18 protein-coding genes and 1 other annotated feature are annotated in these 23,022 nt (G+C 56.9%); of the genes, 16 read left to right on the top strand and 2 right to left on the bottom strand.

Translation table 11 applies throughout. The features are described from left to right. Positions 1 to 283: 283 nt before the first annotated feature. The 9 genes from hemA to CCE92_RS09310 all read left to right on the top strand — a co-directional run bounded on the left by hemA (position 284) and on the right by CCE92_RS09310 (position 13,135). The gene (hemA, locus tag CCE92_RS09350) at positions 284 to 1,648 is read left to right on the top strand and encodes a glutamyl-tRNA reductase (RefSeq protein ID WP_088007262.1); all 1,365 of its coding nucleotides are present in this window, start codon (positions 284 to 286) and stop codon (positions 1,646 to 1,648) included. 96 nt (positions 1,649 to 1,744) lie between these two features. Continuing rightward, a complete protein-coding gene (gene ccsA / locus CCE92_RS09345) occupies positions 1,745 to 2,575 on the top strand; it encodes a cytochrome c biogenesis protein CcsA (protein ID WP_088007261.1) in 831 nt (276 codons plus the stop codon). Positions 2,576 to 2,783: 208 nt separating this feature from the next. Then, on the top strand, positions 2,784 to 3,719 hold the full coding sequence (hemC, locus tag CCE92_RS09340; protein WP_088007260.1) for a hydroxymethylbilane synthase: 936 nt from the start codon (positions 2,784 to 2,786) through the stop codon (positions 3,717 to 3,719). Beyond that, a complete protein-coding gene (locus CCE92_RS09335) occupies positions 3,703 to 4,410 on the top strand; it encodes a uroporphyrinogen-III synthase (protein WP_088007259.1) in 708 nt (235 codons plus the stop codon). Before hemC ends, CCE92_RS09335 begins: the two co-directional genes overlap by 17 nt. Next, positions 4,403 to 5,392, top strand: a complete 990-nt coding sequence (hemB, locus tag CCE92_RS09330) for a porphobilinogen synthase (RefSeq protein WP_088007258.1) — start codon at positions 4,403 to 4,405, stop codon at positions 5,390 to 5,392. Before CCE92_RS09335 ends, hemB begins: the two co-directional genes overlap by 8 nt. Then, the gene (gene hemL / locus CCE92_RS09325; RefSeq protein ID WP_088007257.1) at positions 5,389 to 6,681 is read left to right on the top strand and encodes a glutamate-1-semialdehyde 2,1-aminomutase; all 1,293 of its coding nucleotides are present in this window, start codon (positions 5,389 to 5,391) and stop codon (positions 6,679 to 6,681) included. Before hemB ends, hemL begins: the two co-directional genes overlap by 4 nt. 472 nt (positions 6,682 to 7,153) lie before the next feature. Further along, positions 7,154 to 8,584 (top strand): MATE family efflux transporter, encoded by a 1,431-nt coding sequence (locus tag CCE92_RS09320; protein WP_088007256.1) that lies wholly within the window; start codon positions 7,154 to 7,156, stop codon positions 8,582 to 8,584. 270 nt (positions 8,585 to 8,854) lie between these two features. Further along, positions 8,855 to 9,907 carry an AbrB family protein gene (locus CCE92_RS09315; protein WP_088007255.1) on the top strand — a complete coding sequence of 351 codons (1,053 nt, stop codon included), beginning with the start codon at positions 8,855 to 8,857 and terminating at the stop codon, positions 9,905 to 9,907. 21 nt (positions 9,908 to 9,928) lie between these two features. Then, positions 9,929 to 10,158 (top strand) — a binding site (T-box leader). 328 nt (positions 10,159 to 10,486) lie between these two features. After that, a complete protein-coding gene (locus CCE92_RS09310; protein WP_088007254.1) occupies positions 10,487 to 13,135 on the top strand; it encodes a valine--tRNA ligase in 2,649 nt (882 codons plus the stop codon). Positions 13,136 to 13,491: 356 nt separating this feature from the next. Here the strand turns inward: CCE92_RS09310 and CCE92_RS09305 are convergent, their stop codons facing one another. Both CCE92_RS09305 and CCE92_RS09300 read right to left on the bottom strand, forming a co-directional pair. Then, a complete protein-coding gene (locus tag CCE92_RS09305; RefSeq protein ID WP_088007253.1) occupies positions 13,492 to 14,277 on the bottom strand; it encodes an ATP-grasp domain-containing protein in 786 nt (261 codons plus the stop codon). Next, the gene (locus tag CCE92_RS09300; RefSeq protein WP_088007252.1) at positions 14,274 to 15,137 is read right to left on the bottom strand and encodes an ATP-grasp domain-containing protein; all 864 of its coding nucleotides are present in this window, start codon (positions 15,135 to 15,137) and stop codon (positions 14,274 to 14,276) included. Before CCE92_RS09300 ends, CCE92_RS09305 begins: the two co-directional genes overlap by 4 nt. Before the next feature lie 66 nt (positions 15,138 to 15,203). Between CCE92_RS09300 and CCE92_RS09295 the strand changes: the two genes are divergently transcribed. The 7 genes from CCE92_RS09295 to CCE92_RS09265 all read left to right on the top strand — a co-directional run bounded on the left by CCE92_RS09295 (position 15,204) and on the right by CCE92_RS09265 (position 23,017). Further along, the gene (locus CCE92_RS09295) at positions 15,204 to 16,382 is read left to right on the top strand and encodes a bifunctional folylpolyglutamate synthase/dihydrofolate synthase (RefSeq protein ID WP_088007251.1); all 1,179 of its coding nucleotides are present in this window, start codon (positions 15,204 to 15,206) and stop codon (positions 16,380 to 16,382) included. A 28-nt stretch (positions 16,383 to 16,410) separates the two neighbouring features. Beyond that, on the top strand, positions 16,411 to 18,123 hold the full coding sequence (locus CCE92_RS09290; RefSeq protein WP_088007250.1) for a sensor domain-containing diguanylate cyclase: 1,713 nt from the start codon (positions 16,411 to 16,413) through the stop codon (positions 18,121 to 18,123). A 387-nt stretch (positions 18,124 to 18,510) separates the two neighbouring features. Next, positions 18,511 to 19,143 (top strand): PulJ/GspJ family protein, encoded by a 633-nt coding sequence (locus CCE92_RS09285; RefSeq protein WP_162287853.1) that lies wholly within the window; start codon positions 18,511 to 18,513, stop codon positions 19,141 to 19,143. 2 nt (positions 19,144 to 19,145) lie between these two features. Continuing rightward, positions 19,146 to 19,628: a prepilin-type N-terminal cleavage/methylation domain-containing protein gene (locus CCE92_RS09280; protein WP_162287852.1), complete on the top strand. Its 483-nt coding sequence runs from the start codon at positions 19,146 to 19,148 to the stop codon at positions 19,626 to 19,628. 14 nt (positions 19,629 to 19,642) lie between these two features. Beyond that, on the top strand, positions 19,643 to 21,223 hold the full coding sequence (locus CCE92_RS09275) for a hypothetical protein (protein ID WP_088007247.1): 1,581 nt from the start codon (positions 19,643 to 19,645) through the stop codon (positions 21,221 to 21,223). Positions 21,224 to 21,270: 47 nt separating this feature from the next. Beyond that, the gene (locus tag CCE92_RS09270; RefSeq protein ID WP_088007246.1) at positions 21,271 to 21,669 is read left to right on the top strand and encodes a hypothetical protein; all 399 of its coding nucleotides are present in this window, start codon (positions 21,271 to 21,273) and stop codon (positions 21,667 to 21,669) included. Then, on the top strand, positions 21,662 to 23,017 hold the full coding sequence (locus CCE92_RS09265) for a VanW family protein (RefSeq protein WP_088007245.1): 1,356 nt from the start codon (positions 21,662 to 21,664) through the stop codon (positions 23,015 to 23,017). The genes CCE92_RS09270 and CCE92_RS09265 overlap by 8 nt, the downstream gene beginning before the upstream one ends. Positions 23,018 to 23,022 lie beyond the last annotated feature (5 nt).

The raw sequence follows: 23,022 nt of genomic DNA, 5'->3' as shown, positions 1-23,022 counted from the left end.
TCGTGGTACATTGTTGCGTATCGGTAGTATACGAGGTGTTTTCGGTAGTAACGTCGACCATTTTGGTAGTAACGGCGCACAATCCCACTAGCATCAGAAAAAGCTGTTGCGAGCCTTCCGCCTTGAGCCCGCACGCCCCCTTTGTTAAACTTATTCTGTAATTTTTCTAATCTGGCAGCCGAAGCCTCGAATTCAATGCTTGTTCACAATTGAATCCGGCGATTACAGGCTTTTGTGCTATAATAAACTGTAGAAATTTGACCGGGAAAGGTGTCATGAATCCATGCATACCATCGTAGTAGGACTCAACTTCCGCACAGCGCCGGTGGCGATCCGCGAAAAGCTGTCGTTCAGCGAGAGCGGCATCCCGGATGCCATGCAGCTGCTGCAGGAACAAAAAAGCATACTCGAGAATGTTATCGTCTCGACCTGCAACCGGACCGAGATCTATGCCGTGGTCGATCAGGTACATACGGGGCGCTACTATATCAAGGACTTCCTTTCGAAGCATTTCGGGCTTCCGCAGGAGGACTTCTCGCCTTATTTATTCGTCTATGAAGGCGATGGCGCGGTGGAGCACTTGTTCCGCGTAGCGGCGGGCCTCGATTCCATGGTGCTCGGCGAGACGCAGATCCTCGGGCAGGTGCGATCGAGTTTCCTCGCGGGCCAGAACTTCGGGACGACCGGTACGGTGTTCAACCAGCTGTTCAAGCAGGCGATCACGTTCGCGAAACGCGCACATGCGGAAACGGCGATCGGCGAGAACGCGGTGTCGGTATCGTATGCCGCGGTCGAGCTCGGGAAGAAGATTTTCGGCTCGCTGAAAAATAAACGCGTCGTCATCCTCGGGGCGGGCAAGATGGGCGAACTGGCCATCCAGAACCTGCAGGGCAGCGGCGCAAAGGACATCACCGTCATCAACCGGACGCTGTCGAAAGCGGAGGAAGTCGCCGCCAAATTCGACGGCAAGGCGAAACCGCTCCAGGAGCTGCAGTGCGCGCTTCTCGAAGCGGACATCCTCATCTCCTCGACAGGCGCGAAAGACTATGTCATCGATGCCGATATGATGGCGCTCGTCGAAAAGCTCCGCAAAGGCAAGCCGCTGTTCGCGGTCGATATTGCGGTGCCGCGGGACATCGATCCGGCCATCGGCGATCTGTCGAACATGTTCCTTTATGACATCGATGACCTCCAGGGGATTGTCGATGCGAACCTGGCTGAACGGGAGCGGGCGGCCGGCGAAATCCGTCTCATGATCGAGAAGGAAATCGTCCAGTTCGGTGAATGGCTGTCGACGCTCGGGGTCGTGCCGGTCATTTCCGCGCTCCGCGGCAAAGCACTGGCGATCCAGGCGGAGACGATGGCGAGCATCGAGAACAAGATGCCGGACCTCACCGACCGGGAACGCAAAATCCTGAGCAAACATACGAAGTCGATCATCAACCAGCTGCTGAAGGAGCCGATCCTCCAGGCGAAGGAAATGGCGGCTTCGCCGAAATCCCGTGAACAGCTCGATTTGTTCCAGCAGATTTTCGGCATCGAAGAAGCGGTGGAAGCGGAGCTCGAGCAGCAGGCGCAGGCTGCAAAAATCCGTGCAAAAACGGCTGCTGATCAAAAACGACAGCACAACCCGGAATTCACATTTTGATCAACTGACAAGAGCGTTTTTGTATCTGTATGTTACTATAGGGATACGGAACGCTCTTTTTGCGTTGACCGGCTGAAATGAATGAAGGAGAAAGCGATGGCGGATCTGACAATGGCAAGGCTGCACGAAGCGATGGTCATTCTGTACGCTGTCAGCCTTGTTTTTTATTTCATCGATTTTTTATATAAGGATACGAAAGCGAGCCGGCTCGCCCTCGGACTTCTTGGCGTCGTCTGGGTGCTGCAGACGGCGTTTCTCATTGTGTACGTGGTGGAGACGGGCCGGTTCCCGGTTCTGACGCTGTTTGAAGGCATTTACTTCTACGCGTGGCTCCTCGTCACTGTGTCGATCGTGCTGCGGATTTTCACGGCACTGGATTTTGCCGTGTTCTTCATCAATGTCATCGGGTTCATTTTCATGACGGTGCACACGTTCGCGCCGGTGCAGATCGAGCGGTCGCCGGTCGGGGAAGCGCTCGTCTCGGAATTGCTGCTGATCCATGTCACGTTCGCGATCCTGTCGTACGCGGCGTTTTCGCTCGCGTTCGTGTTCGCGGCGCTGTACTGGATCCTTTACCGGCTGCTGAAAGAAAAGCGGCGGACCGTCCAGTGGAGCCGGCTGCCGTCACTCGGCCAGGCGGAACAGGGCATGACCGCGTCGCTCCTCGGGGGCATCCCGCTGCTGCTCGTGTCGCTCATCCTCGGGCTGCAGTGGGCGTATGTGTCGCTGTCGGAATTCTCGCTGCTCGATGCGAAGATCATCGGCTCGTTCATCCTGCTCCTCGTCTACAGCGGCATCCTGTATGCCCAGCGGCGAGAACAGCTGAACGGCAAGCGGTATGCCGGCGCGCATATCTACGCCTTTTTGCTTGTTTTGATCAACTTCCTTCTTGGAAGCAGATTGTCGGAATTCCATTTTTGGTACTGACAGCAGAAGGGGCTTCAGGCTTGAGGACGGAAAAGGGAAAGAAGAAAGGTGAAATCCGCGAGACTCCAACGGAAAGAACAGGCAGGGCAAGACCCCGGAGATCGCTTGCGATCGAGGCGGCTTGCTGCCTGTCCGTGGAAAGCGAGCGGTATTTCACCGCGCTGTTAAATAGACTCATTAATTTTGCCGGAAGAAAGGTTGGAGAATCGTGAGAAAAATCATCGTCGGATCGAGAAGAAGCAAGCTGGCGTTAACCCAGACAAACTGGTTTATTGAAGAAATGAAAAAGGCAGGTGTGCCGTTCGAATTCGAAGTGAAGGAAATCGTCACAAAAGGGGACAAGATCCTCGATGTCACGCTGTCGAAAGTCGGCGGCAAGGGGCTGTTCGTCAAGGAGATCGAGCAGGCGCTCGCCGATAAGGAGATCGACATGGCGGTCCATTCCATGAAGGATGTGCCGTCCGTTCTGCCGGACGGGTTCACGATCGGCTGCGTGCCGCGCCGTGAAGATCCGCGGGATGCGTTCATTTCAACGGGGGATGTCAAACTTGCCGATCTTCCGGAAGGGGCGAAAGTCGGCACGAGCAGCCTCCGCCGCAGTTCGCAACTGCTCAAAATCAGGCCGGATCTGAACGTGCAGTGGATCCGCGGCAACATCGATACGCGGCTCGGCAAGCTGAAATCAGGCGAATTCGACGCCATCATCCTCGCGGCGGCGGGTCTGAAGCGGATGGGGTGGAGCGATGACGTCGTGACGGAATACCTCGATCCGGATCAGTGCGTACCGGCGGTCGGCCAGGGCGCGCTCGGCATTGAGTGCCGCATCGATGACAGCGAGCTCATCTCGGAACTCGCCAAACTGAACGATCCGGCGACGATGACGGCGGTATCGGCGGAGCGGAAATTCCTGTCCGATATGGACGGCGGCTGCCAAGTGCCGATTGCGGGGTATGCGGTGCTCAGCGAGGACGGCGTGACGTTCACGGGCCTCGTCGGCGCACCGGACGGCTCGGTCATGTACCGGGAGACGATCGAGTCGAAGGATCCGGTCGAAGCGGGCCGGATCGCGGCGGAACGCATCAGTTCGCAGGGCGGCTACGACCTCATCCAGAAAGTGAAAGCGGAAAATGACCTCCACTACTGACCGGCCGCTTGCGGGCGAAACGGTTGTCTTCACGGGTTCCTCATATCCGGAAGAAGCCGCGGCCCTCGCGGAGCGCTGCGGCGCAGAAACGCTGTACATCCCGCTCATCCGGACGGTCCCGACCGGCGCCGAAGCCCCGGACTTGTCGCGCTACGACTGGCTGATCTTCACGAGTTCATCCGCCGTCCGGACGTTCCTGACTTATGGAATAAAACCGGAAGCGCGGTTCGCGGCGGTCGGCAGCAAAACGGCGGAAGCGCTTGAAGCGGGCGGATTCCAAGTGGATTTCGTGCCTTCTGTGTATTCGGCGGATTATTTTGCGGAAGAATTCCCGAAAGCGGCAGGGGATCGCCGTTGTTTATTCATCCGGGGTGTCCGTGCGAAGGACACGATCGCGGACATGCCGATGCCGGTCGATGAATGGACTGTCTATGACACTGTCCCGGATCACGGGAACGCCGTCCGGCTCGCCAAAATGGAAGGAGTCACGGTCATTTTCGCCAGTCCGTCCGCTGTGGAGACATTCGCGGCAGCCGGCGGACGGTGGGAAGCGATCAAAGCGGCGGCGATCGGCTACGTGACGGAACAGGCGGTGCGGGAAGCGGGCGGGCGGGTGATCGCCGCCCCTGAACGCCACACGTACGAAGAAGTGATTGAAATTTTAGTGAAAGGCAGGACTCAACATGACTGAACTGAACTTCCGGCGCCACCGCCGGCTCCGTTCCTCCGCGAACATGCGGGCGATGGTGCGAGAAACGGAACTGGATAAAAAGGATTTTATTTACCCGATATTCGTCGTCGACGGCGAGAACGTGCGCAATGAAGTGAAATCGATGCCGGGCGTGTATCAGCTGTCGCTGGATTTATTGGGCGAGGAAGTCGATGAAGTGGCATCGCTCGGCATCCCGTCGGTCATCCTGTTCGGCGTGCCTGACGCCTCGGATAAAGACGCGGAAGGGACCGGCGCGTATCATGATCATGGCATCGTCCAGAAAGCGACGCGCTTCGTGAAAGAGCGCCAGCCGGACCTGCTCGTCATCGCCGATACGTGCCTGTGCGAGTACACGGACCACGGCCACTGCGGCGTCATCGAAGACGGCATCGTGCTGAATGACAAGACGCTCGAGCTGCTCGCGCGCACCGCGGTGAGCCAGGCGGAAGCGGGCGCGGACATCATCGCGCCGTCGAACATGATGGACGGCTTCGTTGCGGCAATCCGCGCCGGGCTCGATGAAGCGGGCTTCGAGAACATCCCGATCATGAGCTACGCGGTGAAGTACTCTTCGGCGTACTACGGCCCGTTCCGGGATGCGGCGAATTCTGCTCCGCAGTTCGGCGACCGCAAAACGTATCAGATGGATTACGCGAACCGCACGGAAGCGCTGCGCGAAGCGGCGTCCGACGTCGAAGAAGGCGCGGACTTCCTCATGGTGAAACCGGCGCTGTCGTACCTCGACATCGTCCGCGACGTGAAAAACAGCTTCAATCTGCCGGTCGTGGCGTATAACGTATCAGGTGAATACGCCATGGTGAAAGCGGCGGCGCAGAACGGCTGGATCGACGAAAGACAGATCGTGCTCGAAACGCTGACAAGCATGAAGCGCGCAGGCGCCGATCTCATTCTGACGTACCACGCGAAAGACGCGGTGCGCTGGCTGGAGGGGAAAGCATGAACTTCGAAAAATCAGTGAAAGCATTTGAAGAAGCGAAAGACTTGATGCCGGGCGGCGTGAACTCGCCGGTCCGGGCGTTCAAGTCGGTCAACCTGGAGCCGATCTTCATGGAGAGCGGCGCAGGTGCTGAAATCACCGACATCGACGGCAATACATACATCGACTATGTGCTGTCGTGGGGGCCGCTCATTCTGGGCCACGCGCACCCGGCGGTTGTGGATGCGGTGAAGCGGACGGCGGAAAGCGGCACGTCATTCGGCGCGCCGACCGTCATCGAAAACGAACTGGCGAAACTCGTCATCGACCGCGTGCCATCGATCGAAATGGTGCGCATGGTGTCATCCGGCACGGAAGCGACGATGAGCGCGCTGCGCCTTGCGCGCGGCTACACCGGACGGGATAAAATCCTGAAATTCGAAGGGAACTACCACGGCCACGGCGATAGTTTGTTAATAAAAGCGGGATCGGGCGTCGCGACACTCGGCCTGCCGGATTCACCCGGCGTTCCGGAATCGGTGGCGAAAAACACGATCACCGTGCCGTTCAACGACCTCGAAAGCGTCCGTTACGTGTTCAAGGAATACGGCGACGACCTCGCTGCCGTCATCGTCGAACCGGTCGCCGGCAACATGGGCGTCGTTCCGCCGGCGGATGGCTTTTTGGAAGGGTTGCGCGAACTGACCGAGCAGAATAAAACCGTCCTGATTTTTGACGAAGTCATGACCGGTTTCCGCGTCGGCTACAACTGCGCACAAGGCCACTTCGGTGTCACGCCGGACCTCACCTGTCTCGGCAAAGTCATCGGCGGCGGCCTGCCCGTCGGCGCTTACGGCGGCAAGCGGGAAATCATGGAACAGGTTGCACCGGCCGGCCCGATCTACCAGGCAGGCACCTTGTCCGGCAACCCGCTCGCCATGTCCGCGGGCCTTGCGACACTGTCGAACTTGAATGAAGAAAGCTACGATACGTTCAAGGAGCGTGCTGACCAGCTGGAGGCCGGCTTCCGCGAAGCGGCGGAGAAATACGGCATTCCGCATACCGTCAACCGTGCCGGCTCGATGATCGGCTTCTTCTTCACGAATGAAAACGTCGTCAACTTCGAAACCGCGAAAACGTCCGATACGGACCTGTTCGCGGAAGTGTACAAAGGGATGGCGGAAGAAGGTATCTACTTGCCGCCGTCGCAGTTCGAAGGACTGTTTTTGTCGACCGCCCATACGGAAGCGCACATTGCGAAGACGGTGGAAGCATTCCACACCGTGTTTGAAAAAGTGTCGAAACAAGCATAGCTGCCATGCAAAGCCGGCCAGGAAACTGGCCGGTTTTTCTGTACGCTGAATCAGGGATTATTGGGGCGCAGAGTCGAAATAAGGCGGTGCAGAGTCGAAATGTGACCGTGCAGAGTCGAAATAGGGCTGTGCAGAGTCGAAATAAGGCGGTGCAGAGTCGAAATATCCCTCGTAACGCGGGTGAAACGAGAATAAATGCAATCCAAACGAGAATAAACGCGGGTGAAACGAGAATAAATGCAATCCAAACGAGAATAATCATATGTGAAACGAGAATAAACACGAGTAAAAAGAGAATAAAACCATTAGCAAAGAGAATTTCGAAGACCTCCAGAAGTCCTGGTTCCGCTTACAAACCTTAGTATTCTGACAGTATTAAAATCTCTTGACCCGCTTCATCCAGAGGCGTATAGTACTCCTCATTGTTGAAAAAAACCGCCTCTCAGCAGGCCGGTAAGAGGAGTAAGAAATAATGAAAATTAAGTATAAACAGCCCGAATTGGCAGCCGCGGGTAATGCAAAAGGACTGCAGGCGGATGTCCGGGCAGACCAGCGCGAGCAGGCGGGCAATAAGGAAAAAATTACGATGGCAGCGCTCGCTGTCCCGATTTTCGTGGAATTGCTGCTTGCTATGCTGATGGGCAACGTCGATACGCTGATGCTCAGCCAGTATTCGGATCAGGCGGTCGCCGCAGTCGGCATCGCCAACCAGGTCATTTTTTTGCTGATTGTGATGTTCGGTTTTATTGTCACGGGCACGACGGTTTTGATGTCGCAGGCGCTTGGCGCGGGAAACCGGCAGCGGGCGCATGAGATCGCCGCTGTTTCGCTGGCAGCGAATTTGGTGATCGGCGCCGCTTTGAGCGGTCTTGTGTTTTTGTTCCGAGAAGAGATTTTGGCGCTGATGAATGTGACCGGCGAGGTGGCGGCCGATGCGGGCAGCTATTTGGTGTTCGTCGGGAGTTTCATGTTCATCCAGGCGGTGATGGTGACGATCAGCGCCATCCTGCGGAGCCACGGGTTTACGAAGGACGCGATGTACGTCAACATTGCGATGAACATGATCGGCATCGCGCTGAATTATCTGGTTTTATTCGCACCGTTCGGTCTGCCGGTGTATGGCGTGGCAGGGGTCGCGGTTGCAACGACGGTCTCGAGGGTGCTCGGTCTGGCGGCGCTGGTGGTGCTGCTGAAAAAGCGGATCCGCGAGCCGATCGGGTTCACGAAGGTGCTGGGCATGCCGAAGAGCCACTTGAAGGAGCTGCTGCGGATCGGTATGCCGGCGGCGGGTGAGCAGATTTCCTACAACATGAGTCAGTTCGTCGTCATTTTCTTCATCACGACGTATATGGGGACGCTGTTCGTGACGACGCGGATTTATGCGTTCAATTTGATGAGTTTCATCATGCTCGGCAGCATGGCGCTCGCGCAGGCGACGCAGATCCTCATTGCGCGCCATGTCGGTGCGAAGGAGTACGACGATGCGTACAAGCGGTGCATGGATAGCCTGAAGCTGGCCATTGTGACGGCGCTTGTGACGGCGGTCGGCTTTTCGTTCGTCGCGGATCCGCTCCTGTCGGTTTTCACCGATGATGAGACAATCATCCGCAATGCGAAAATCCTCATTTATCTGGCGATTATCCTGGAGCCGGGCCGCGCGTTCAACATCATGATCATCACTTCTTTGCGGGCGGTGGGGGATTTGAAATTCCCGCTCATCATGGGGATCATCTCGATGTGGGGCATCGGTGTGACGGTTTCGTATCTTCTCGGCGTGCATTTCGCCTGGGGACTCGTCGGCATCTGGATTGCCTATATTCTGGACGAATGGTTCCGTGGCATCGCCATGCTGATCAGGTGGCGCGGCCGTGCGTGGATGTACGCGCTGCAGGACCGGCCATAAACGAGGAAGCATCTGTTTTCGGACAGGTGTTTTTTTGTCCTTTTTTTGCGCCTCTGTGGCGGACACCATTGAATGCGGAATCCGCGGTCAAGTGACCGGGAAGGAGATCGGACCAGCAGAATAGCCATAAAATGAAAAAATTCATGAACGTTTCTGACACAGGGACCGGAAAAACAAATGTTTCTGACGGAGGGACCGAAAAAAGATCCCCAAAAGCGCAATCCGCCAAAATCCGCTATACTATTTAGGCAGACGAAAGAAGGGTTTTCCATGAACGATTTTCTTAAAACGCTGGCGATCTCGGTTGCGGCGGGCTGGCTGCTGGATGCGGCGGGCATGTTCCTGCCGTGGCTGCTCGGCCCGATGCTCGCGCTTCTTTTATTGCGCCAGTTCACGGCCATGACGTTCCACTGGCCGCGGATCCTCCGCACGATCGGCCTCATCCTGATCGGCGTGCAGATCGGCTCGTCGTTCAACCGGGAAGCGGTGTTCCTCATGTGGCTCGACTTGCCGATGATGCTCGTCATGACGGTGGCGGTCGTCGGCTTTGCGCTGCTGCTGGCGCTGCTGTTCCGGAAAATGACGGGGGAATCGCTCCAGACGAGCCTGCTCGGTTCGCTGCCGGGCGGCTTGTCGCAAATGGTGCTGCTGGCGGAGGATGTCCGGTCGGCGAGCACGACGGTCGTGACGATCATGCAGACGTTCCGGATTCTGCTGGTCGTCCTCGTCGTGCCGTTTTTCGCAATCTTCCTCGGCGGCAGGGAGAGCGGGACGGCCGTCCTCCAGGCGGATCCCGAGTTCAGCGCGCCCGCGTTCGCGATTGCGCTGGCGGGCGGGACATTGCTGTTCTTCGGAATGAAGCGCATCCGTTTTCCGCTGCCTGAGATGATGGCACCGATCGTTGCGCTGGCGGCGGTCCAGTCCGTCACCGGGACGCTGCTGTTCGAGATGCCGCCGCTCCTGATCGTGTGCGCCCAATTGTTCATCGGCGCGCGGCTCGGGCTGCAGATGGAGCAGATCGGCGAGAAAATGACGCTGCGCATCGGTGCGGCGATCTTGCTGAACAACGTGCTGCTCGTCATGTTCGCGGCCGGCGTGGCGTACGGACTGTCCTTATGGATTTCGAGCGGGCTGTTCATCGACTACTTCCTGAGCGCGGCGCCCGGCGGCATGGCGGAAATGGTGCTGACGGCGATCGAGGCCGGGGGCGATGTGGCGCTCATCACTGGGTTCCACCTGTTCCGCATTTTCTTCATCCTCCTCATCGCCGCGCCGCTCACCGCGTATTTTATTAAAAAACTTGACGGAAAAACAGAAGTGTAGGTACAATGTGTGTAACTTGATAACCATGCAGTGATGAGGAAAGTACGGCGTGCGGCCGTTTCAGAGAGAAGGCAGAGTGGTGCGATGCCTTCACGGACAAAACCGCCGGAAAGTCACCTCGGAGCAGTTCCCGTGAAACGTCGAGTAGCGGGGGCCGGATGCGACATCCGTTATCTCTGTAAGTGCCAGGCACTCATTTTTCCCGTGCCTGCGAATAAAGGTGGTACCGCGAAAGCTCCTTCGTCCTTTAAGACGAAGGGGCTTTTTTTATTTTACAGGCCATGCTGATTCTCATTATTGTATGGACAGCAAAATCACTCGCTTTCAGGCCCACAGGAGGCGGGTCATGCAGCTGGTGCGACAGGACGTCGCGCTACCAGCTGCCCGGGCAGGCAGCAAGCCTCCTCGCTCGCAAACTCGCTGCGGGGTCTTGCCTTGCCTGCTTTCCCGCAGGAGTCTCGTGATTTTGCTGTAACAGTTCCTAAATCAGCAGCCATCACCTGCAAAATAATGGTGCGGGCGAGAAGTTGTCAGTAAGAAAAAAGTTTAACAAAAGCAAATAACAAGGAGGCGTTCCCAATGACTGAGAAACTGCAAACCGAAATGTCAACGAAATACGATCCGAACGCGATCGAGCAGGGCCGCTATGAATGGTGGCTGAAGGGCAAGTTTTTTGAAGCGCAGCCGGAATCCGGCAAAGAGCCGTACACGATTGTGATCCCGCCGCCGAACGTCACGGGGAAACTGCACCTCGGCCACGCGTGGGATACGACGCTGCAGGATATCATGACGCGCATGAAGCGCATGCAGGGCTACGACACGCTGTGGCTGCCGGGCATGGACCACGCCGGCATCGCGACGCAGGCGAAAGTCGAAGGGAAGCTGCGCGAGGAAGGGAAGTCACGCTATGACCTCGGGCGCGAGAAGTTCCTCGAGGAAGCGTGGAAGTGGAAAGGCGAATACGCGGAGACGATCCGCCAGCAATGGTCGAAGCTCGGCCTCGGCCTCGACTATTCCCGCGAGCGCTTCACACTTGATGACGGGCTGTCGGATGCGGTCAAGGAAGTGTTCATCCGGCTGTACGAGAAAGGCCTGATCTACCGCGGCGAGTACATCATCAACTGGGACCCGGCGGCGAAAACTGCGCTGTCCGACATCGAAGTCATCCACCAGGACGTCCAGGGCGCGTTCTACCATATGCGCTATCCGCTGACGGATGGTTCCGGCGGCATCGAAATCGCGACGACTCGGCCGGAGACGATGCTCGGCGATACGGCGGTCGCCGTCCACCCGAAAGATGAGCGCTACCAGCACCTGATCGGCAAGACGGTCACGCTGCCGATCATCGGGCGCGAGATTCCGATCGTGGCGGACGATTACGTCGACATGGAATTCGGGAGCGGCGCGGTGAAGATCACGCCGGCGCATGACCCGAACGACTTCGAGATCGGCAACCGGCATGACTTGCCGCGCGTCCTCGTCATGAACGAAGACGGTTCGATGAATGAAAACGCCGGCAAATACAAAGGCATGGACCGGTTTGATTGCCGGAAAGCGATCGTCAAGGATCTGCAGGAGCAAGGTGTGTTATTCAATATTGAAGACCACCAGCACTCGGTGGGCCATTCCGAACGGAGTGGCGCGGTCGTCGAGCCGTATTTGTCGACACAATGGTTCGTCGACATGGAGCCGCTCGCGGCGGAAGCGGTCAAGCTGCAGAAAGGCGAGGACGAGGTGAACTTCGTACCGGAGCGCTTCGAGAAGACGTACTTGAACTGGATGGAGAACATCCGCGACTGGTGCATTTCCCGCCAGCTGTGGTGGGGCCACCGCATCCCGGCGTGGTACCACAACGAGACCGGTGAGCTGTATGTCGGCCGGACGGCACCGGAAGACGAAGAAAACTGGACGCAGGACGAAGACGTGCTCGATACGTGGTTCTCATCCGCCTTGTGGCCGTTCTCGACGCTCGGCTGGCCGGATACCGACAACGAAGAGTTCAAGCGCTACTATCCGACGGATGCGCTCGTAACGGGCTACGACATCATCTTCTTCTGGGTGTCGCGCATGATTTTCCAGGCGATCGAATTCACGGACCAGAAGCCGTTCGATGACGTATTGATCCACGGCTTGGTCCGCGCGGCGGACGGCCGCAAAATGTCGAAGTCGCTCGGCAACGGCGTCGATCCGATGGATGTCATCGACGAGTACGGCGCCGATTCGCTGCGCTACTTCCTCGCCACCGGCTCGGCGCCGGGGCAGGACTTGCGCTTCTCGATGGAGAAAGTGGAGAGCGTCTGGAATTTTGCGAATAAAATCTGGAATGCGTCGCGGTTCGCCCTCATGAACATGGAAGGCATGACGTACGACGACATCGACTTGTCGGGTGAGAAATCCGTCGCCGATGCGTGGATTCTGACGCGCCTGAACGAGACGATCGATTCCGTCACGAAACTCGCCGATAAATACGAGTTCGGAGAAGTCGGACGCGCGCTGTACAACTTCATCTGGGACGACTTCTGCGACTGGTACATCGAAATGGCGAAACTGCCATTGTACGGCGAAGACGAAGCGGCGAAGCGCATGACGCGCTCGGTTCTCGCGTATGTCCTCGATAACACGATGCGCCTGCTGCACCCGCTCATGCCGTTCATCACGGAAGAGATTTGGCAGAACTTGCCGCACGAAGGCGAATCCATTACGACAGCCGCCTGGCCAGTCGCCGACGCGTCGCTCACCGACATCGAGCAGGCCGACAGCATGAAACTGCTCGTCGACATCATCCGCGCCGTCCGCAACATCCGTGCGGAAGTATCGACGCCGCTGTCGAAGAAAGTGCCGCTCACCATCATCGCGCGCGATGAAAAGACGGCGTCGGTGCTGCAGTCGAACTCCGCCTACATCGAGCGCTTCTGCAACCCGGACGGCCTGACGATCACGCACGACGCCGCCGCACCGGAAAAATCGATGTCCGCCGTCGTGTCGGGTGCCGAACTGTTCATGCCGCTCGAAGGGCTGATCGATATCGCCGCCGAACTCACGCGGCTCGGCAAAGAACTCGACAAATGGAACGGCGAAGTGAAACGCGTCCAGGGCAAACTGTCCAACGAACGGTTCACGTCGAAGGCGCCGGAAGCCGTCGTCGAAGAAGAACGCGCCAAAGAGAAAGATTACTTGGAAAAACGCGCAGCCGTGGAGAAACGGATAGAGGAATTGAAGAATTTGTAATGATTGGTGAAACCCCCGCGCTCCTGGGAGGGAGGCGGGGGTTTTTATCGTTTCTACACGCCAATTTGGATTTTCTACGCGATAGCCCGAAAATGCTTGCGGTATTTTCAAATTACATCCGATAGAATCCACTTTCCCACGAAGGGGGCAGCCAGTTTTGAATCCGCTGCGGATATATCCGCGTTAATTTCATTTTATCCGCGTTATTTTCGATATATCCGCTATATTTTCGTTTTATCCGCGTTATTTTCGATATATCCGCTATATTTTCAATATATCCGCGCTATTTCAAACTTCCGTGCGATAAGCCGGAATTCTGCGCAGCTCTGCAGAATATTACTAAGTCAAACTCTCCCTCACAACCGATCATCCGTCCATCGCCACCCGCGCGCTTCCTTGTCCCGCAAATACCGCCCCAGCAACTCCGCAATATTCACCTCATGCGTCTTATAAAACGCCCGCGCGCCGACCGGATCCTCGATTTCATTGAATACGTGCCGGCCGTCCGGCAGCAGCAGGAAATCCACACCGATGTAATCGCTTTTCAGCGCCCGCGCCACCCGCAGCACATCCCGCTCCTGCGCCGCCGACAGCACGAACTTCTCCGCCTGCCCGCCGAGCGCAATATTCGCTTTAAAAGACTCCACCCCCGACCGCTTCACGGCGCCCGCGGCTTCATCACCGATCACATACGCCCGCACGTCCGCTGTATGCTCAACAAATGGCTGGAACACAAGCCCGGCCGTCTCGCCCTGCGGCGACTCCCAAATCTCCACGCCTTCACCGCCGTGCCCGCCGCGCGGCTTCGCGACACACGGAAACCCGGGCGGCTCGCGGAACGTCGGCACTGCCGGCAACCCGATCAGCTGCATCAGCTCGAACGACGTCCATTTGTCATTCGCCACCCGGTTCACTTCCGCCCGGTTCACCAGCCGCACACCCGCATCCTCAAGAATCCGCGCCGCAAACGGATGCCGAACCCGGAACAGCACCGTCTCCCCGTGCAGCTGCTCCGCCAGCTTCCCGACACCCGACTCCGACCAGTCGTCCCACGTCACCAGCTCCGCACCGCAATGCTTCCTTAATTCCTCAATAAACCCGGCATTGCGTTCCGCTTCAGAAGCCGTATACAGTGCGATCATGCCAACTCCTCCAATATATAGGAAATCATCGCATCCGCCACATTCACACCCGTCACATTCAGGATATTGCGGATGTGCGCCGCCGCGTTCACTTCGCACACGAGCGGTGCCCCGTCCGGCCCGAACAGCAGGTCCACACCGGCGAACACCGCGCCGACCGCTTCGGCCGCCTGCAGTGCGAGCGCCGCCTGCGCATCCGTCAGCTCCACCGGCGACGCTTTCCCGCCGTTCGTGATGTTCGCGCGGAAATCCGTCTCCGACTCCCGGTGCATCGCCGCGACGATTTCACCGCCGACGACGTTCACCCGGATATCCCGCCCGCGGCTCGTCGCCACGAACTCCTGGAACACAAAATCCACTCCGCGCAGCGACTCCACCTTGTCGTAGAACGCCTCGGCGGACTCGATCAAATACACCTTCATCCCGAACGACCCGTGCCCTTCCTTAATGATCATCGGCAGCCCGAGCGCCTCCAGCACCCCCTCGAAATAACCGGAATCCCGGATCGAAAACGCCGGATACACTTTCGGCGCCACAATCGTCCGCGGCATCGGCACCCCGGCCTGAGCCAGCGCGATGTACTGCTTCGCCTTGTTATCGCACAAATCGATCACCGCCGGATCGTTATACACCGGCACCCCGCGGCTCACAAGAAAATAACCGAGCAGGACATCCTTATCCAACAGAATCGCGAAGTCCGGGGGAATAAACCCGGCGTCGAGCTGCATCATCACCTCATAATTCTTCACGGTCCGCACCCTGACGCCGGCGCGCTCCGCAGCTTCCGCCGTCAGCTCCGCCTGATCGCGGAATTTATTGGAAGTCAAACTCCCGTTGTAGATCACCCAGCAAGTCTTCATGTCTGACCTCCGTCTTTTGGTATAATCGTAACAAAAGTCTATCACGAAAATGAAAGAAGGGTGCAAATGATTCCGGGACTCGACCGATATAAGAAAAAATGGAAGATCACGACGGATCCGGCGATCAAGCCGGGGCTCGGATCGATCACCGCAGCGCTTGCGGAATTGGGCCATCCCGAGCGCGAAGGGACGTATATCCATCTCGCCGGCTCGAACGGCAAAGGCTCGACCGCCGCATTCCTGGCGGCCATTTTCAAAGCGCACGGTTTGTCGACTGGAAGCTTCATGTCGCCGCACATCGACGATCTGCATGATCAGATCCAGCTCGACGGGCAGCCGGTCACGGAAAAAGCGCTCGACAAGGCGATGGCGGAACTCGCCGGAATCCGGACACCGCTCACGGATTTTGAATTGCTGACGGCGGCCGCGTTCCTCGTGTTCCGGAATGCCCGGCCGGACGTCATCATCCTGGAAGCCGGCATGGGCGGCCGGTTCGACAGCACGAACACCGTCACGCCTGCGGCCGCGGTCATCCCGTCCGTGTCGTTTGAACACACCGATTTCCTCGGGAACACGATCGAAGACATCGCCTGGCACAAGGCGGGCATCATCAAACAAGGGGCGCCTGTCATCATCGGCGGCATGCCCGCTGCCGCCGAACAGGTCATCCGGAAAGAAGCGGCGTCACTCGGCGCGGATGTGCTGAAACCGGAAGGGGAGCCCGGCGTCCCGCTCCGGCTGAAAGGAACGCACCAGAAGATGAATGCGATGGTCGCCCTGGAAGCCGCCCGGCTCGTCCTCGGCGGCCGGTTCGACCGGACCCGCGCGTTGGATGGGCTGAAGACCGCCTTCATTCCGAACCGGTTCGAAGAAGTGGCACCGGGTATCATCTTCGATGGCGCACACAATGCGGACAGCGCAAAAAAGCTGGCGGAAACGGTGAGAGCGGAATATCCCGACAAAAAGGTTCACACTTACTTAGGTATTTTGAAGGATAAGGACTATATTTCCGTCCTCCGGGAACTCGAGAAAGTCAGTGATACGTTGACGTTCGTCGACTTCCCCCATGAGCGGGCGCTCGATGCGAAAATATTATTTGCGGAATCCGAAGTAAAAGTAAAGACAATTCAAAACGTTTGTGATATATTACCTGTATCAGATGAAAACAAAGTGTCTTTAGTCACTGGTTCTCTCTATTTATTGGCAATTGCACGGCGACAAATCAAGAAAAAACAAAATCGGTAAGAAAAGTACAAGTTGAAGGGGTGAGGGAATGGAAGATTACAGAGTGCGTTCCGTCTATCTTTGGTCGCTGTGGATTATGGTCGTGCCGCTGAGTTTCGCCATCGTCTACCGCATCAGTCCGCCAACCGACCTGGATTTCGGCTACCTGGCGGCGTTCGCCGTCTTCGCGGTCCTGCTGACACTGTTCCCTCTCTCCATGAACGGCAACAACATCTTCATCATCCAGTGGGCCACGCTCGCCGTGTTCCTGAAATACGGCCTGTTCGTGGAAATGATCGTCATCCAGGCGGCCGTGCTGCTCGTCACGTTCCGGACGAAGAGCACACGGCCGTTCTACTTCCGGATCCCGTTCAACTCGCTCATGTTCCTGGCCACGTCCGTCATCGCCGGAGCGGTGTTCTTTTCGCTCGGCGGACAGATCGGGTCGGATTCGCTCCTGCACATCCTGATCTACGGCACGGCTTACCAGCTCGTCTACTTCCTGGTCAACCACCTCATCCTGTGCGCCGACAACAAAGTGAACGACGGGGAATGGCGTTTCGTTTCCGTCGAAGCGGTGTGGGATTTCGTCATCATGCTGCTCATCCTGCCGTTCACGCTCGTCCTGTACCTCGTCGAGCTCCACATCGGCGTCGCGGCGATTTACCTGCTCGGCCTGCCGTTCGTCGTCGCGTCGTTCTTCCTCCGCAAGTATTCGGATTCAGAACGCATCAACCGGGACTTGAAGAAAGCGACTGAAATCGGCCACCAGCTCGCCGGCCGGATGACCTCGGTGGAAGTGATCGAACTGTTCATGGTGAAAGTGGCGGAGCTGCTGTCGATCGACTTCGTGTACGTCGTTGATTACCGGAGGAGCACGGCCGAACTCGTCATTCTCCGCCAGCTCGAAGACAGCCGGTTCATCGAAAAGGACTTCACGCGGCTCGCCCGCCACGAAGGGATTGCCGGGCGGGTCATGCTGACGAATAAACCCGTCATCTACGGCAAGAAAGAGGAGTGGGCGGAAGTCGCGGCCGGCCAGATGGCCCCGAGCGCGCAAAGCGTCATGGCGCTGCCCATCGTACGCAACAGCATCACAGAGGGCGTGCTCATCGTCGGCGCCCGGAAAAAGAACCTTTTCGCCGATCACCAGCTGCAGATCCTGGAAATGCTCACGTCGTACTTCGCCGTGTCGCTCGAGAAAGCGGACCTCGTCCAGAAAGCCATCGCGAAAAGCGAACGGTGCGGCCTGACGAAGCTGTACAACTACCGCTACCTGGAAGACAGCCTCGAGAAGCTGATGAATAAAGTGAACAGCGGGGAGTTGGAGCAGCTGTCGCTCATGATGATGGACATCGATTTCTTCAAGTCGATCAACGACCGCTACGGCCACCAGAGCGGCAATGACATCCTCGTCCGCGTCGCCCGCCTCATCGAAGAGGAAGTGGGGGATGAAGGTGTCATCGCCCGTTACGGCGGTGAGGAATTCGTCGTCGTCCTGCCGGGGTACGGCAAAGCAATCACCATGCTGCTCGGCGAGACGCTTCGGGAGCGCATCGAGAACTTCGACTTCGAGATCCAGTCGGACCTCGACGAAGGGCGGACGCTTCAGAAAGTGAAAATCACGATGAGCATCGGTGTCTCTTCCGCGCCGGAAGATTCCGATGACGCCATGTCGCTCATCCGCAACGCCGACCGTGCGCTCTACATCGGTGCGAAACAGGCGGGGCGAAATAAAGTCGCGGGCTACTCGAAATCATGAAAGAGGCGGAAACGCCTCTTTTTTCTATGGAAAATAGGACTATATAAACTAGTTCTTACCATAGGGCTTTTTGATAATGTAGTAGGACTCTTCGGATAATCCCTTCTATTAAAATTAGGACGGCTGCCAGCCACTGTCCGGGAGCAGTCTTACCCTGCCCGCTACCTTGAAACAGGCGGAACGTCCTTGAAATTGCCCGCAAGTTCCACATTATCGGCAGGAAAAAGAAAAAGTTTAGGTAAATTTATCATTTTTTATTCAAAAAAGTGGTGCATTCTCCAAAAGAATGTGTGATTATATACTTAAGTGAATTTTTAGAAAAATAGCCGCTTCCTTCAGGAAATACCAGGAAACCGAATCGGGCGGCTTGGAAACGGGGTGATATGGGTGAAAAAAGACTCATCCGGCGGGAGTGGCGGCTTCACGCTGGTCGAAGTGCTCGCGGCGCTGGTCATACTGGGGATCATTTTTACGGGAATCGTGGCGGTTTTTCCGCAGATGACTTTATTCAACAAAGTGACGGAAGCCAAGCTCGACACGATGAACCTCGCCCGGCAGGAAATCGCGGAAGTGACCGCCCGCGACAACTGGATCAAACAGCTCCAGCCGATTCCGGTCAATCCGACACCTGCCGACAGCGCAGCCGGCGTTCCTGATCACTTATCAGAAGCGAAAATCACCGGTGTGATGACCGGCGAAGGGTACGCGCTCACCGGGACAACCACCGATTATTTCCGCTACCAGAAAGACGATGGCTACCGGTTCGAGGCGGATGTTTACGCCAAATGCGTGCTTTATTCGGATTCGGCGATCGACCTGACGGATGCGGAAACGTCATCGACCGGCGCCTGCGCGGAACGGGAGATGAAGAAGCTGTACAAAGTCCATTTGAAGGTCTATAAGGAAGCGGCTTCTAATCCGGGAACTTATCAGCTGAGCAGTGAAACGTTCTCCTATATCGCATATACCGCCCTGCCGCCGGCACCGGTCGCGGCGCCTGCACCGAGCGGAGGTGGATGACGGTGAAACTGGATGAAAGAGGGATCACGCTGGTCGAGCTGCTCGCGGCGCTGGCATTGGTTACGCTTGTCGCCGGCATCGCCTGGACGCTATTGATGACCGGCTTCCGGCACACGGAAGTGGAAGTGGACAAAACGGTTCTTCAGCAGGATGCGAACTTGATCATCACATCCTTGTCGAACGCACACCGGCGCAGTGCATCCTATACGCTGACATTCGAGGCGGACAAACTGAAGATCGAAACGTGCAAGGGTGTACCGCTGACTTGCGAGGTAAACACCATTGACAAGGAATACAACTTCACCGGGACGACCGTCAACGGAACCGTGATCGATACGGCGGATGCGGTGCCGGACGTCTTCCCGATTTTGAATCCGACAGAAAAACACACCCAACTCCTGCTGGTTCTGACAGATGTGCATAACCCGAAACGGACAATTTCGGTTGAAACGACGTTGACCCGGATACTTACAGGCATGAAATGAAGGGAGCGGAACGGATGGAACGGTTGAAGAACCAGCAAGGGTATGCACTTCTCGTCGTACTGCTGGTCGTTGTGCTGTTTTTAGCTTTGTCGGCGACATTCATGGCGGGTTCACTGAATAACGCCCGGCAGGAAAAGACGATCGATACGACGAACCAGGCGCTCGCATCAGCGGAGATGGGAGCCAGATTCTATAATTCCGATTTTGAACGTGAACTGGGGCTCATTAAAGATAATGTATCGGTCCAGACCCAGGAGACGATCAACAAACTGATTCTCTGCATCAAAGGGACGGCGACCGACGCATTTCCGGATCCGGACGCCTGCGATACCCAGGAAGAAGTGACGGTCCTCGAAGGCGTCATCGATCAGACGATGCGGACGACATATGTAAATATGGTGTTCGCGAAAATCTCGGCACTGAACAGTCTGGCTACTGTGGAGGTTGTTCCGTTCTCGGCCGATCAGATCAATTACTCGATCGTCTCGGCTGCAGGGACTGAGCTCAATGTCAATAAGATCAAACTGACCGACGTCCCTGTCACCGCGCTGCCCGAAGAGAAGGTTCTGAAATACATCCGGGTGGAGCTCGGTGTCGAAGGGACATCGGAAAATGTCACAAAGGATCTCAGCGCGTTTTTCATCGTAGAAGTGCCGGACACCTTCCTTAACAGCAATGAATCGATTGTTGTTGAAACAGTGCTCCAAGTGAACAAGGAGGGGCTGAAGTATGAAGACATCTTCGGCGTGCAGACTCCGACTCAGTCATGTTCAGCCATCATCGCCGAACTGACGGATGTGGATGAGCCGACAGACATCGATGGGGACGGCGACCTCGATCCGCCGCCGCCCGATCCGGAACCGCCTTACGACTGTGTCATGACCGGCGATATGGACCTGGAGGACCTGATCGCTCTTATCGGAGCAAACAATCTCGATCCGACGCAGTTCAAAGTGCATGTCGACGATTTTGTCGATGATGTGTGCAGCACGAACTGCAACTCGCTGGACTTCCAAGGCATCACGATTGTCGTGAGCCCGGATGACGATGGGGCGTTCAATAATATGAATAACCTCGTCAATGCCAGTCTGCTGGTGAACGGCACGCTGTCGACAGGAAACAACTTGAATAACTTAGGCAAAAACGGCAAAAAACAGATCGTCATCGTCAAGGAGCTGGAGGTCGGCACGAACATCCAGAATATGTACTACACCAATTTCCTCGTTCTCGGAAACGCAACCGGCAACGACGCGGACCTGGAATGGGGACTTAACCAGCATATTGAAATCGACAACTATTCGAACCTCTGTATCGACATTGACCGGATCGATCCGACCGATCTCATCCGGCTGGCGAAAGAAGTGAAACTGACGGATACCGGCAAACTCATTTACTACACCGCTTATGCGGATAAGGAATTCGTGCTGACCGGCAAAAATGCAGAAACGATGAGCGCTTACGTCATCAGAACGACGGATTACACGACGTTCCTCAATTCCTGCGGTGTCGGTCTGAAGGATACCGTCATCGATTCGACTGAAGTCGCTGTGCCGTATGTACTGGATCCGGATTATGAATTTTACGTCGAATACTGACCTGCCGCACAGAAAAACAAAAGCAAGCTAACGGGGAAGTGACTATCATGCTCAAATTGCTCGTGTTCACCATACTCGCCTTGATCGTCCTGCCGATCGCCTACTGGCAGCTGAGCGGCAGGGGGGGAATGAAACAGTTCCTGCTCATCGCCGGCGGCGCGCTCCTCGCGCTGACAGGCATCATCCTGCAGGCGTTCTATTCGGCCTATCTCGTCCTGCTGCTCATCGTCTGCCTGGCGTTCCTCTCATCTTATGTGGTGGTGAAGTATACAGGCGTTCCGCCGGAAGAACCGGCGCCTGTCACGGCCGGTCCGGAACCGGCCATGCCGCAAAAAATGAAACCGGATCTGGGTGTCATACCGGAACTCAAGAGCGCGAATCAGCAGCCGCCATCGGGCGGAATGGCATCGATCGAACCGATCGGAAGGGGGCAGGAAGATGAATAACAAAGCATTTATCCGGGTTTTCACCTTCATCGCGACATCCGCCCTCGCCTTTTACGTCCTGGCGAACCTAGGGACGTTCGCGGTCGACAAGCTCGTGTTCCCGGAACGGGAATTCGGGGACAACACCCGGATCGGCACGCTGGACGTTTCCAACGTCACCGAATCGGAAGCGAAAGTGGCGCTCGAACAGCACCTCGCCGGCTGGCAGTCCGGCACGAAACTGCAGGTCGTCTATCAGGACGCTGTGGCGGACTATCCGATGGATGCCGCGCAAGTCCTGCTGGATGAAAGCATCCACACCGCCGAGACGGGTGAGCGGAACAGTTTGGATGTGAGCGTATCGGAAGAAGCGACCGCGACGTTTCTGGCCCAGAATTTCCCGGTCTTGTCGTTCACCGACGAAGAAGTCACGGCGATCAACAGCGTCCTGGCCGAAGCGCTCGGAAGCGGCAAGCACCGGGTGAGCATCAGCACGGACGAAGCCGGCTTCCCGCGTGAGCTCGTAGCGGAAACCGCCTTCCCGTCCGTTTCAGGGGAAGCGGCTGAACTGGCGAAAGCGATCGACGGGATGGAGATCGCGCCGCTCGGGTCATTCTCACTCCTGGAAGTCGTGGAAAACGGCAATTTTGCCACAATCGGCGACGAAGCGTTCACGGAAGTCGCGTCGGCACTTTACAACCTCGTGCTGAAGACCAACTTCATCGTCGAGCAGCGCTCGATCGGCGCGGATGTGCCGGATAACATCCCGCTCGGGTTCGAAGCGGCGATCGACCGGGAACTCGGCATCGATTTCGTCTTCACGAACCCGAACGACAGCTCGTTCACGCTGAATGCGACGCAGTCCGGCGGTTCGCTTTACGTCACGCTGACCGGCTACCCGCTCGTCTACACGTACAAAGCGGCGGCCGGCAAGCCGGAAACGGTCGAACCGCGCATCATCAAGGAATATTCGGCGTTCGTCACGTACGGCAAACACGTGAAAAACACCGGTGAAGACGGGCTGCGGATCGATGTCACCCGCATTGTGATCGACAGCGAAGGCAACGAAATCGAGACTTCCGTCATCTCGACCGACTTCTATTTGCCGGAGCACATCGTCGAAGTGTATCCGCTGAAAGCGGCGGATTCGGGGACTGCGGTCACGAATCCGGACGGGACAGTGACGGACGGCACGACCGATACGACCGATACGACCGATACAGATAACGACGGAATACCGGACAGCCAAGAGACAGACCAGGATGACGATCCGGAACAGCCGGTCGGCAAAGACGGAGAGCCGATCGATGATGAAGATCAAGACCCGCAATACGACAAAGCGGGCAACCTGGTCCAACAGGGGAAATGAAGGGA

The sequence above is a fragment of the Indiicoccus explosivorum genome (assembly GCF_002167005.1).
Taxonomy (GTDB): domain Bacteria; phylum Bacillota; class Bacilli; order Bacillales_A; family Planococcaceae; genus Indiicoccus; species Indiicoccus explosivorum.
This window is presented reverse-complemented; position numbering and strand designations above follow the sequence as displayed.